12 protein-coding genes and 3 pseudogenes are annotated in these 12,010 nt (G+C 46.2%); 14 read left to right on the forward strand and 1 reads right to left on the reverse strand.

Annotation, left to right across the window (positions count from 1 at the left end):
* The first annotated feature begins 105 nt into the window (after positions 1–105).
* The 6 genes from DWZ60_RS13970 (at position 106) to cytX (ending at position 4,438) form a co-directional block, all read left to right on the forward strand.
* Positions 106–462, forward strand: a complete 357-nt coding sequence (locus tag DWZ60_RS13970) for a hypothetical protein (protein WP_330422350.1) — start codon at positions 106–108, stop codon at positions 460–462.
* Between the two features lie 124 nt (positions 463–586).
* Positions 587–928, forward strand: coding sequence for an arsenate reductase family protein (locus DWZ60_RS13975; protein ID WP_055222169.1), 342 nt, complete (start codon positions 587–589; stop codon positions 926–928).
* Between the two features lie 25 nt (positions 929–953).
* On the forward strand, positions 954–1,655 hold the full coding sequence (locus DWZ60_RS13980; RefSeq protein ID WP_118720585.1) for a hypothetical protein: 702 nt from the start codon (positions 954–956) through the stop codon (positions 1,653–1,655).
* A 78-nt stretch (positions 1,656–1,733) separates the two neighbouring features.
* Positions 1,734–2,597: a serine hydrolase domain-containing protein gene (locus DWZ60_RS13985; RefSeq protein WP_119221888.1), complete on the forward strand. Its 864-nt coding sequence runs from the start codon at positions 1,734–1,736 to the stop codon at positions 2,595–2,597.
* 214 nt (positions 2,598–2,811) lie between these two features.
* The gene (locus tag DWZ60_RS13990) at positions 2,812–3,162 is read left to right on the forward strand and encodes an arsenate reductase family protein (protein WP_022462799.1); all 351 of its coding nucleotides are present in this window, start codon (positions 2,812–2,814) and stop codon (positions 3,160–3,162) included.
* Between the two features lie 115 nt (positions 3,163–3,277).
* Positions 3,278–4,438: a putative hydroxymethylpyrimidine transporter CytX gene (cytX, locus tag DWZ60_RS13995; protein WP_119221896.1), complete on the forward strand. Its 1,161-nt coding sequence runs from the start codon at positions 3,278–3,280 to the stop codon at positions 4,436–4,438.
* Positions 4,439–4,853: 415 nt separating this feature from the next.
* On the opposite strand, the gene DWZ60_RS14000 is transcribed toward cytX, so the two are convergent.
* Positions 4,854–5,696 (reverse strand): AraC family transcriptional regulator, encoded by an 843-nt coding sequence (locus DWZ60_RS14000; protein ID WP_055228666.1) that lies wholly within the window; start codon positions 5,694–5,696, stop codon positions 4,854–4,856.
* Positions 5,697–5,842: 146 nt separating this feature from the next.
* Between DWZ60_RS14000 and DWZ60_RS14005 the strand changes: the two genes are divergently transcribed.
* The 8 genes and pseudogenes from DWZ60_RS14005 to DWZ60_RS14040 form a co-directional block, all read left to right on the forward strand.
* Positions 5,843–7,561, forward strand: coding sequence for a glycoside hydrolase family 2 protein (locus tag DWZ60_RS14005; RefSeq protein ID WP_118750304.1), 1,719 nt, complete (start codon positions 5,843–5,845; stop codon positions 7,559–7,561).
* Positions 7,562–7,885: 324 nt separating this feature from the next.
* The gene (locus DWZ60_RS21295; RefSeq protein ID WP_442857761.1) at positions 7,886–8,134 is read left to right on the forward strand and encodes a nitroreductase family protein; all 249 of its coding nucleotides are present in this window, start codon (positions 7,886–7,888) and stop codon (positions 8,132–8,134) included.
* A gap of 80 nt (positions 8,135–8,214) precedes the next feature.
* Entirely contained in the window at positions 8,215–8,679 is a 465-nt protein-coding gene (locus DWZ60_RS14015; protein WP_243038338.1) for an 8-oxo-dGTP diphosphatase, read from the forward strand.
* Between the two features lie 299 nt (positions 8,680–8,978).
* Entirely contained in the window at positions 8,979–9,500 is a 522-nt protein-coding gene (locus DWZ60_RS14020) for a DUF5720 family protein (RefSeq protein WP_119221890.1), read from the forward strand.
* A 174-nt stretch (positions 9,501–9,674) separates the two neighbouring features.
* A pseudogene (locus DWZ60_RS14025) lies at positions 9,675–10,591 on the forward strand (DUF6017 domain-containing protein).
* Positions 10,592–11,078, forward strand: a pseudogene (locus DWZ60_RS14030) (PcfB family protein).
* Positions 11,075–11,365, forward strand: a pseudogene (locus DWZ60_RS14035) (VirD4-like conjugal transfer protein, CD1115 family); the annotation flags it as partial. The pseudogenes DWZ60_RS14030 and DWZ60_RS14035, both read left to right, overlap by 4 nt.
* Positions 11,366–11,421: 56 nt before the next feature.
* Positions 11,422–12,010: recombinase family protein (locus tag DWZ60_RS14040; RefSeq protein WP_330422351.1), on the forward strand; the 589-nt coding region annotated here is incomplete at its 3' end.

The following is a 12,010-nucleotide window of genomic DNA, read 5'->3' on the forward strand; positions in this document are numbered from 1 at the left end:
GCATTGGGGTCAGCACCTTACATCAGGAGGAAACATAAAATAATGATTTATGATAATCGAGAAGACCAGTTTTTACGCTAGCGATTGCAGAAAGAAATCCCGATTTTGAGGGCATTAATCCAGAATTTGTATCAGGAACTGGACCGGAAGTTTCATTTAAACGGAGCAAAAATCCCGATAACTTTTGGATTTGACACGGATTCTCTGGGATCCTATACAAGACGACATCTGCAACAGGTACCTGACCCCGCGAACACGGGAAATGCATCAGATCATTTTTGGACACTTGAGAAGCGCATTAGGCAGGACAAGAAAAATCCAGGAGTTCTGATTGAACTTCGGAAATCTACGGCAATTTGGGATATTGCATATTTAGTCGGAGATGGAGTTATTACGATGGATGAGCTCGAAGGATTTAGTGAGGATCTGATTGATGCAGTAAAGCTGATTCTAGGCAGATAAAGGTTCAAAAGGTCGGAATTAAAAAGTAAGAACTGAAATCTTGTATAATCAAGGAAGAAAGTATGTAAGATAATACGCAAGATTATGGCATACGGCAATTTTGGCTCCAGAAGGGAATATTACAATGAATATACAAATATTTGGAACAAAGAAATGCAACGATACAAAGAAAGCCGAGCGTTTTTTCAAAGAGCGCGGCATCAAGTACCAGTTCGTAGACATGAAGGAAAAAGGCATGAGTAAAGGGGAATTTAATTCTGTAGCTCAGGCAAATGGTGGACTGGAAAATATGATTAATTGGGATGGCAAAGACAAGGATTTATTAGCTTTGATTAAATACATTGCTGATGAGGATAAGCTTCAGAAAGTGATGGAAAATCCATCTGTAATTAAGACACCAGTGGTCAGAAATGGAAAACTTTCTACGCTCGGTTATCAGCCGGAGATATGGAAGAAGTGGCAATAGAAAAGCTGGGAGGAAACATGAAAGAATGACTTATTATGATCAAGAAAACCAGTTTTTACGCCAGCGGCTGCAGAAAGAAATCCCAATTTTGACAGCATTAATTCAGAATTTATATCAGGAACTGGACCGGAAATTTCATTTGAATGGAGCAAAAATACCGGTAACATTTGGATTTGAGACCGATTCTCTGGGATCCTATACAAGGCAGAGTGCTCATGAAAAGGAACATTTTCATTTTTCCCTGCTCTTTGTTGCGTACGGAGTCAACAATCCGTTGTCAAAAGAGGACCGTATCGATTTATTCAAGCATGAATATGCGCATTACATGCAGTACAATATGCGGATACCTGAGAAGTATAAATGGCAGGCTGGAACACATGGAAGTGCGTGGAAATATTGTTGTTCTCTTATAGGTGCAGCACCGACACCTTATTATAAGGCAGGAGAGGCGCTGTTGGATCATAACTATGATAAAGTATTAAAAAGCCGGATTCATGATAAGACAGTGCCGATTCGAGATACGTATCAGCGCCAGCAGAAAGCACAGAAGCAGAAGGATGAAGTTGTTCAATATAAAATTGGAGACAATATCACACATCCGAAATTCGGAGATGGAATCATAGAAAAGATTAATCTGAGATCTGGCGGAGTTCATCTTCATATTCGGTTTGATGGTGAGGTGAAATGCATTGATCAGAAGTGGTTGATGAGGAGGAAATATACATAGGTTTATAAAAATTTCAGAAAGACAACATGGCAAAGATACTACAAATTATTATAGTAAAAATAAAGGAGGAACCTAGCTATGGACATATCTGATTTTATAGGAGCTGCAAAAACCTTTCACGTCCTTGGAATAAAGGTCACAAAAGATGGCGACCTCATAAATGAATGGTACAGCGAACCCGAATGCCGTAGAAATATCTATTCTGCAACGAAGAGCTTCACATCCTGTGCAGTTGGTTTTGCTGTCCAGGAAGGATTACTGTCTTTAGATGAAAAACTGACGGATGCCTTTCCCGAAGATTTACCCGATGTGATCGATGATAATCTGAAAATGGCAACGGTTCGAGACCTGCTTACGATGTGTTTAGGACAGGAACAGGGCAGCCTTATGGGAGAACAGCGGCCATTATACCAGGAGGATGACTGGGTAAAAATGTCTTTGGCGATTCCGTTTCAATATAAGCCAGGTACACATTTTGTATATAATAATGTTGGTCCCTACCTGGCAGGCATTCTTGTACAGAGACGTTCCGGATGCGATCTGGTCTCTTATCTTACACCAAGGCTTTTTAAACATCTTGGAATCAAGCGGCCGACATGGGAGACGGATCCTCTTGGAAACAGCTTTGGCGCAGGTGGATTGTTCCTTACACTTTCTGAACTTCATAAATTCGGATTGTTTTACCTGAATAAGGGAAAATGGAATGGAAAACAGATTTTATCCGAAAAATGGATAGAAGAAAGTACAGAAGCATCCGATACAGACAATTATGGTTATCTTTTCTGGAGAGGAGAATATAATTCCTACCGGGCGGATGGAAAATATTCTCAGATTTCCATGATCCTTCCGGACAAGAATGCGGTTATTTCGATGGTCGCAGAATGCCGGAACGGGGAAGAACTTATGAGTGCTTTGTATGATTTGGTATGTGCAAAGTTATAGATTATTATTGCATAATTGTGAAAAAGGAAAGACCAAAAGAGCTCAAACAGCTCGTCTATATAAGATAGATGGGCTGGATTCCGAAGCTGATGAAGGTGCTGGAATTGATCTTGGAAGAAGGAAAATAATTGCCGATCCTCCGTTCCTGTGCTGAAATGATTCCGGCAAAAGATACAGGATTATGGATAAATTATATTTGATTGGAGATGGAGAAATGTTATTTATATGTTACCCAAAATGCTCAACCTGCCAGAAAGCGAAAAAATGGTTAGATGCACAGAAAATAGAATATACCGAGCGCAACATCGTGGATGTGAATCCAACCTGCGGTGAGTTAAAGGAATGGTATTCTAAGAGCGGCTTTCCACTTAAAAAGTTCTTTAATACCAGCGGCCTTCTTTATAAAGAAATGAAACTGAAGGACAAACTTCCTGCCATGAGCGAAGAGGAACAGCTGCAGCTTCTTGCCACGAATGGTATGCTGGTGAAACGCCCGCTGCTGATCGATGGTGATACCGTGCTGATCGGCTTTAAGGAAGCAGAATGGTCTGAAAAGCTGGGATGATTGGAGAAAGATTGGGAGTCAGATGAACGGATAGAGTAAATTCATTGCCGCATTTTCCCTTCTGTGCTAAAATGGTTTCCGGTATGAAAATTTAAGCAAAGAGAGGAACATGAAAATGAACGAAAAACGTACCGGCCTGTTCGAGAATGGCCTGATCTGGTTTGGGGCAGGTGTCTCGATTGCCGAAATCCTGACCGGAACATACCTTGCACCGCTCGGCATGGGAAAAGGTCTGGCAGCGATTCTTATCGGCCATATCATCGGATGCCTGATGCTGTTTCTGGCGGGCGTGATCGGCGGAAGGGTCAGAAAAAGTGCCATGGAAACCGTAAAAATGAGTTTTGGACAGAAGGGAAGCATCCTTTTTGCTGTCCTGAATGTATTGCAGCTCGTTGGCTGGACCGCCATCATGATCTATGACGGAGCGCTCGCCGCAGACGGCGTAATGCATACGGGCAGATGGATCTGGTGCCTTGTGATCGGAGTTTTGATTATTCTCTGGATTGTGATCGGAATCACGAATCTTGGTAAAATCAACACGGTTGCCATGGCAGCATTATTTCTGCTTAGCCTGATCCTGAGCAAGGTCATCTTTGCCGGAGGCGGAGCAGGAGCACCATCGGATGACAGTATGACATTCGGTGCAGCAGTAGAACTTGCGGTTGCGATGCCGTTATCCTGGCTGCCGCTGATCAGCGATTACACAAGAGAAGCAAAAGAACCGGTCAAAGCAACGGCCATCAGCGCGGTTGTCTATGGAATCGTCAGCTGCTGGATGTATGTGATTGGAATGGGAGCAGCGATCATCACCGGAGAATATGACATCGCGCAGATCATGCTGAAGGTAGGCCTTGGCATTGCGGGCCTTCTGATTATTGTATTTTCAACAGTAACAACGACATTTCTGGATGCCTACTCCGCAGGAATTTCCAGCGAGACCGTCGTAAGCAAATGGAATGGAAAGCATGTGGCCATCGTTGTCACCGTCATTGGAACCATCGCAGCGATTGTATATCCGATGGATAACATCACAGATTTCCTCTATCTGATCGGCTCTGTCTTTGCACCGATGATCGCAATCCAGATTGCCGACTTTTTCCTGCTGAAACGGGACAAGAGCAGCCTGGCCGTACATATTCCGAATCTGATCATCTGGGTGATTGGATTTGTGGTATACCGAATTCTGATGAACATCGACATGCCGCTGGGAAACACTCTGCCGGATATGGTGATTACGATTGTAATCTGCCTGATCGTTGGAAAATTTGTTTCATAAAAAGTGAATAAAAAGATCAGATGACTGTTCTGCTGCATTTGAGCAGGCGGGGCAGTCATTTTGTGTGCCGAGCATGGCACTAATCTTGCTGGTGCAAGTCCAGTCACGGGTATTTACCGCCAAGTGTAGCGAATCACAAGTCGGTATCAGTAACGGTATGGATGGAGGAAGTGGTGTAGCAAAGTTCTTGAGCCTACGAACAGAAACTTGATCAGGCGATTAGGTGGGTGAGATTGCAAATCAAATCGAAGCCCAAATGGTAAACGTAAACCGAATATGTAGTAGCAATAATTCATACCTTTTTAGCTGTATTTTGTATCGTAAACAGAAAGAAAATGCACTATAATCCAAGGCAATGAAAGTACTTAAAAAAGTAGTTTCGTTGCCTTGGTTCCATTTTTAGAAAGAATAATACTTAGGTGGGAAAATTCCCAGGCGCTGTGTGGAGTTTTCTGTAAGAAGCCGGGGACAGACCGCACTGTTTCTTGAAAAAGGAAGAAAAGTGGTGAGGGTCTAAGAACCCAAGCTGTGTGGAGATGGCAGAAACAGGAAGAGTGGTGCGGCTTAGCATGGACTGGGCCAGCTTGCACTTCTGGGACAGGTAATACTGGTAGGGAGCAACATGATATACCTCCTGGAACAGGTGGATGAGCCTGGAGCGGGATAGGGAAACGGTATCTGCCAGATGATCCAAGGACAGACTTTCTGTTAAGTGCATATCGATATAATTGCGGATCGCCAGTGCAGTAGGATTGATGGGAACTTTGTTTGCCAGAAAATCCGCAAGCTCCTGAATATATTGATGGAGCAGTACAGCCAGCTTGTCAGCAGAGTGTACAGGGTCGGCGGTAAAGGCATCAAGGATCCGGGTCAGAGGTGTTTCGTTATGGAAGCGGGGGATCAGGGTGACACCGTCTAAGCCGTAATCGGAGAGAAGATGCTGTACCAGACTGCCGCTGACATTGAACCAGATCTTGGTCCAGGGATCAACTTTGTCTGAATAGTAGTGGTGGTAGGTGCCGGCAGTAAGGATATAGGCATCTCCGGCATTTACAGTGAGGATACTGCCGTTTCGCTCGATATGTCCACGGCCGCTTAAAACGTATTCAAACACACACAGGGGTCTGCGATAAACCAGGATCTCATAGGCAGGATCCGGGTAAGTGATACCGGCCATGATGGGAGAAAAGCTTTCCGCGGTAGGGCCGGTGTAGACAGTGTATTTTTCAATCTGTGTGCGTGTAATTTCCTGAGGCATGGTGGTTCCTCCATTTTTTGAAAGCAAATTGCAATAATGTAATAACAGCATTGTAGTAAAAAGGAGTAAGCCTGTCAACTATGGCTTTCACCATATAAAATAAAAATGAAATCAACCCAAATAAATGATCACAGGAGGACAAAATTATGACACAAATACCCAGACCGGAGCATCCCCAGCCCCAGATGAAGAGGGAGCATTGGAAAAACCTGAATGGAGAATGGGATTTTTCCTTTGACTTTGGATGCAGCGGCATAGATCAGAAATGGCAGGAAGGAAAGACAGATTGGGAGAAGAAGATCCTGGTGCCCTTCTGCCCGGAAAGTGATCTGAGCGGAATCGGCTATAAGGACTTTATCCCCAGCGTATGGTATCACCGCACCATCACATTGACAGGGGAGGAGCTGAAGGGAGATCTTCTCTTACACTTCGGCGCAGTGGACTATGATGCAAGAGTATGGATCAATGGAGTAGAGGCAGGCAGACACCAGGGCGGTTATGTTTCCTTTACGTTTGATATTACAAAGCTTGTAAAGGAAGGAGAAAATGACATTACGCTTTTTGCAGCAGATGATGTGAGAGGCGGAAAGCAGCCCAAGGGAAAGCAGAGTCATTTCTTCTACTCCAGAGGTTGTGATTATACCAGAACGACAGGTATCTGGCAGACGGTATGGCTTGAGTGGGTACCGGAAAGCTACATTGAAAAAGTGCAATATTATCCAAACCTGGCAGAGGCAACTCTGGGAATTAAGGCGGTAGTAAAGGGGCAGGGTACACTGGAAGCAAAGGCCTTTTATGGGGGAGAGCCCTGTGGCAGCGTAAGCGCAAAGTCAGAGGGCGGCACCGTTACCATGACACTTCCTTTGTCCCGTCTGGAAAAGTGGGAGCCGGGTCATGGCAGACTGTATGACCTTACATTAACCTATGGAGAAGATAAGGTAGAAAGCTACTTTGGTATGCGTGAGGTAAGACTGGATGGAGAGAAATTCCTCATCAACGATAAGAGCGTGTTCCAAAGACTGGTGCTGGATCAGGGCTTCTATCCGGATGGCATTTACACAGCGCCTACAGAGGAAGCACTTGTCAAGGATGTGGAACTGTCCATGGCTGCAGGCTTCAACGGCGCAAGACTCCATCAGAAGGTATTTGAGCCTCTGTTCTTGTATCACTGCGATAAAGCAGGCTATCTGGTATGGGGCGAGCAGGGCTGTTGGGGACTGGATTACAGCAATCCAGCAGCATTAAAATATTTCCTGCCTGAGTGGATGGAAGCCTTGGAGAGAGACTTCAACCATCCCGCCATCATCGGCTGGTGTCCGTTTAATGAGACATGGGATTATGAGGGAAGAAGGCAGGATGACAGCTTACTGGCCAATGTGTATAAGATGACAAAGCTGTATGATACCACCAGACCCTGCATTGATACCAGCGGAAATTATCATGTGGTGACGGACATCTATGACTTACACAATTATGAGCAGGATCCGGCAAAGTTTGCAGCAACCTACGAGTCCTTTAAACAGGGAGGTGATTTGGAAGATAATCATGGCTACAGGCAGACACCTGTAAAGGGTATCCCTACCTTCATCAGTGAGTATGGCGGTATCAAGTGGGACGAGGAAGGTGTTGAAAAGGATGGCTGGGGCTATGGTGCAGGTCCTGCTACCAAGGAGGAATTCCTGAACCGATATAAGGGACTGACCGATGCCCTTTTGGACAATCCCCATATGTTTGCCTTCTGCTATACCCAGCTGTATGATGTGGAGCAGGAGTTAAACGGTCTGTATACCTATGAACGTAAACCAAAGTTTGATATGGATGTGATAAAGGCAATCAATGCCCGTAAGGCAGCAATCGAGGATTAAAAGCATCCCGCAGAGTATAAAAGAAATCGTGTGAGAGACATTGGGGTCTGACCCTCTTACAATTTTCTTGGTGAGATAAAAAACAAGTGCAAAACTTTTAAATGTATAGCTATAAATGAGCAAATTTGAAAAACTGTACAAACAAATCTGCTATACATGGACATTAAGAGGATTAAACAATTTATTGTTAAGGAACTGGAAGTTCACAACAATGAATGCTCCGATTCTGAGACAGGCACTCCGGTCAGATTTTACCTGCGTCACCGGAATCTCAGCATCAGGAAAATATTTCAGGAAGCAAGTTCTTTTAGAAAAGCACTTTCCATGGACGAGCGTGTATCCGAAATCTGCAATTCCCAGTCTATCGGCGCAGCGATTGAGAATATGACGCTGGAGGCTGCCGCACAGGGCCTTGGCAGTCTGTGGATCTGCAATTCCTTTTTTGCCCAGAAAGAACTGAGCGACTGGGCGGGCGGTGAGCTGTACGCAGTTCTTGCCGTCGGCTATGCGGATGAAGCACCCGAGGCCAGACTGCGGAAGAGAACAGAAGATGTGATTGAGTGGAGAGTGTGAGATTTTATATAAAAAGCTATGTCAAAAATGGGATTCCTTTGTTATAATGAAGCCTGTATATGACATAGGAGGAAATCATTTTGAATCGTAAATCACAAGTAGAATTGACAAGCATGTGCCTCATCTGCGATGAAACACGAATTCTGGTGGAGGAAAAGTGCGGCACATCTTATTCGGGCGGCCTGGTTTTCCCAGGCGGCCATGTAGAGAAAAATGAATCGCTGCAGGATTCGGTCATTCGTGAAATGAAAGAAGAGACAGGGCTGACCATAAAGAATCCAAAGCTGTGCGGCGTAAAGGACTGGATCGAGAAGGACGGCACGAGATATCTTGTTCTGCTGTACAAAACAGATCAGTTCGAAGGAGAATTAAAATCATCCGAGGAAGGCCGCGTCTTCTGGCTCGACCGGAAAGATGTTCCGACTGCCAATCTGATCTGGAATATGAGAGAACTGCTGGAGATTTTTGACACGGACAATTACAGCGAGTTTTTCTTCCGGGATGAAGATGATGTAAGACCGGACAGAACAAATCTGCTGGGATAATGCGCAAAAGGAAGGAATTTTAGGAGTATGATAACTGTGTATTTCATTTGCCACGGCAGGATATCGTCTAAACTCCAAAAGCATTGATTTTACAGGGTTTTCGTGAAAATGAAGCAAGAATTTACTACCAGTTTACTACTTTTGAAATTTGAGTTATTTGCCTCCACGCGATAGAGAAAAACTTAACATAGAAAGCAAAAGGGATGCTGTTTTTTGATGATACAGCATCCCTTTTTCCATATACACGCCATGGGTGATCCTGTGGCTTTTTTTATACCTATTTTGAAAGGAGCAGGATAATGAATTTGAATGAAGATGAAAAGAGAATGGTCTATCAGATTGAAAGTACCAATCAGGTGGCTGCTCTGAATGAGATTTATATGACCTGGCGCTATGCACCAAACCAGGCCATGAAGGATACGGCGGAAAGCCTTTTGAAAAAGCTCCGCCCTCTCTCCGACAAGGAGTGCATGGATGTGATCCGGGAGGTTCAGCAGAATTACCGTCTCCCCGGCAAGGCAAGAACGATTGGGGAAATGCTGGCAGAAGCCAGACAGCAATCCGGCGCTCAGAAGATGGCCGGTCACGATATCATGGCCCTGGAGCGGTTCGATCCCGATACCCGACACATGATCGTCTTTGATGTTCTTTCCCATGAGTCCCCTATGGGCTATAAGGGAGACAAAATGAGACTGTTCCTGACCGAAGCCGGGTACGGCAAGGCCTTGGAGAACCAGGATAAAGGGTTTATCAAGATCAAGAACCATGCGAAGGTCATAGCCGGAAACCTTCGGTATGACCAAAAAGACCGTGAGTTGTAGAGGTATCCCGAAAACTTTATCAAAAAGAGTGGAAAATCCTCTGTTCTTTCCCCTGTGAGCTACGCGCCGCAAGGGGCATGGATGTTTTCCCATGCGGAGGATATCGGAGGAATACAGACGGACGAAACGCCGAAAATCAACACTTTTCAAACCATGAGGAAGGAGGTATCAGGTATGGCGGTTTTCCGCATAGAAAAGACCCGTGATTACACGGTTATGTCAAACCACCATCTACGTAACACAGACCTTTCCCTAAAAGCGAAGGGCCTGCTCTCCCTTATGCTGTCGCTGCCGGAGGAATGGGACTACACCACAAAAGGCCTCGCCCGTATCTGCAAGGATGGCGTGGACAGCATTTGTGCCGGGGTGCGGGAGCTGGAGGATCACGGGTATGTGGTCCGGGAGCGTGTTCGCAACGCAAACGGACAGCTTGGGGCCATTGAGTACACCATCTTGGAGCAGCCAGACCACCCGAACCTAAACGGGAAAAACCTGAACGGGAAAATCCAGTTCAGGCAAATCCAGTCTTGGATAACCCTGTCTTGGGAAAACCTGAACAGGAAAATCCCGCACAATTAAATATAGATATATCAAGTAACCAGATATCAAAAAAAGATTTATCAAGTACAGAGATATCAAATCCTATCCAATCAAATCCCCAGCCCCTTACGGGCTTACCCCCAGCAGGAGCAAGGATGGGAATGGATGGGATGGGAGCCAGAGAAGCATACAGGGAGGTCATTTTTGAGAACATCGGGTATGAGTATCTGATCCAGGACAGTCATATCGACCGTGAGCAGCTTGACGAGATCGCGGAGCTGATCGTGGATACCGTCTGTTCTGCCAGAAAGACGATCCGTGTAGCCGGTGACGATTATCCGGCGGAGGTTGTAAAATCCCGCTTTATGAAGCTGGACAGTTCCCATGTGCAGTATGTCATGGATTGCATGAGAGACAACACCACCTATGTCCGCAACATCAAGAAGTATCTCCTGGCGGCTCTGTATAACGCCCCTGTCACCATCGGCAATTATTATTCTTCCCTGGTGCAGCATGATATGTACGGGGACGGGCAAAGGGGGCGAGGCTAAATGCAGGAAGAAGTGACCGGCAAATCTGTTGCCTTATCATCGACGGCGCAAAAATGAGCGAGCAGGTGCTTGAAAAAGCCCTGCAAAAGTTCCTGGAGGCGCAGAAAAACAAGGCCCCGAAAATGCACCGGGGCAAACAGACCCTAAAGCAACTTGCCGGCAGAACGCCGGGCTTGCCAATATTGAGATCAGCGACAAGAATATCAAGGCTTTTACCCATGTGGCGAAAAAATACCATGTGGATTTCGCCTTGAAGAAGGACACCACCGCCGAGCAGCCCCGCTACCTGGTCTTTTTCAAAAGCCGGGATGCCGATGCCATCACGGCGGCCTTCCAGGAGTTCGCAAGCCGGAAGATGGGCCAGGATGAAAAACCCTCCATCCGGGAGCGGCTGGCCCAGGCAAAGGAACAGGCGGCGCAGAAGGTGGAACACAGAGCACTTGACCGGGAGAAGGTCAAGGTAAAGGAAAGGGGCGTGGAGTTATGAACCTGAAGAAGCTGATCCTCTTGGACCTCCCGTACCTCCTGTTCGTGTATCCCTTCGATAAGCTGTCCCAGGCGGTCCGGCTGGCGCCCGGCGCGGACCTTTCCGCAAAGATATTCTCCATCGGGGACGGTTTCACAGCAGCGTTTTCCTCCCTGGGGTTGAACTTCAACCCCGTTGACCTCCTTGTGGGTATCGCCGGTGCGTTGATCCTCCGCGTGGCGGTCCACATGAAGGGTAAGAACGCGAAGAAATATCGCCACGGCATAGAATACGGCAGTGCCCGCTGGAGTGCATAATTTTAAGTGTAAATGACACATACATGGACGCACAGGAGGTTATGCACATGACTGATTATAGCAAAATTACAGCCCTTTACTCCCGCCTTTCCGTAGGCGACGAGGACAGGGACGGCGGCGAGAGCAACAGCATACAGAACCAAAAAATATTTTTGGAGAACTATGCCAGAGGGCAGCACCTAACCAATATCCGGCACTACATTGACGACGACGAAAGCGGCAGGTTTTTTGACCGTTCCGCCTACTCCCGCATGATGGACGATGTGGAAAACGGGAAAATCGGTGTCTGCATTATGAAAGACCTCACCCGCTGGGGGCGCGACTATCTCCAAGTCGGCAACGCGATGGAGATATTCAGACGGAACAATGTGCGCTTTATCGCGGTCAACAACGGCATTGACAGCGAGAAGCCCGATACATTGGAGTTTGCGCCCTTTATCAACATCATGTCGGAGTGGTACGCAAAGGACATCAGCAAGAAAGTGAAAACAGGCATTAAGACCAAAGGCATGAGTGGAAAGCCGATTGTCACCGAAGCCCCTTACGGCTATGTCAAAGACCCGGACAACAAGGATTTTTGGATAATCGACGAGGAAGCCGCCGAGGTTGTCCGTTTGATTTTCCGTCTGTTTATCG

The organism is Blautia sp. AF34-10 (genome assembly GCF_003477865.1).
In the GTDB taxonomy this organism is placed as follows: Bacteria; Bacillota; Clostridia; order Lachnospirales; family Lachnospiraceae; genus Fusicatenibacter; species Fusicatenibacter saccharivorans.

Bases quoted from the DNA above. Each gene is read 5' to 3' on its own strand.
- DWZ60_RS13975 (WP_055222169.1), top strand. From the start codon at position 587: ATGAATATACAAATATTTGGAACAAAGAAATGCAACGATACAAAGAAA.
- DWZ60_RS13985 (WP_119221888.1), top strand. From the start codon at position 1,734: ATGGACATATCTGATTTTATAGGAGCTGCAAAAACCTTTCACGTCCTT.
- DWZ60_RS13980 (WP_118720585.1), top strand. From the start codon at position 954: ATGACTTATTATGATCAAGAAAACCAGTTTTTACGCCAGCGGCTGCAG.
- cytX (WP_119221896.1), top strand. From the start codon at position 3,278: ATGAACGAAAAACGTACCGGCCTGTTCGAGAATGGCCTGATCTGGTTT.
- DWZ60_RS14000 (WP_055228666.1), bottom strand. From the start codon at position 5,696: ATGCCTCAGGAAATTACACGCACACAGATTGAAAAATACACTGTCTAC.
- DWZ60_RS13990 (WP_022462799.1), top strand. From the start codon at position 2,812: ATGTTATTTATATGTTACCCAAAATGCTCAACCTGCCAGAAAGCGAAA.
- DWZ60_RS21295 (WP_442857761.1), top strand. From the start codon at position 7,886: ATGGACGAGCGTGTATCCGAAATCTGCAATTCCCAGTCTATCGGCGCA.
- DWZ60_RS14005 (WP_118750304.1), top strand. From the start codon at position 5,843: ATGACACAAATACCCAGACCGGAGCATCCCCAGCCCCAGATGAAGAGG.
- DWZ60_RS14020 (WP_119221890.1), top strand. From the start codon at position 8,979: ATGAATTTGAATGAAGATGAAAAGAGAATGGTCTATCAGATTGAAAGT.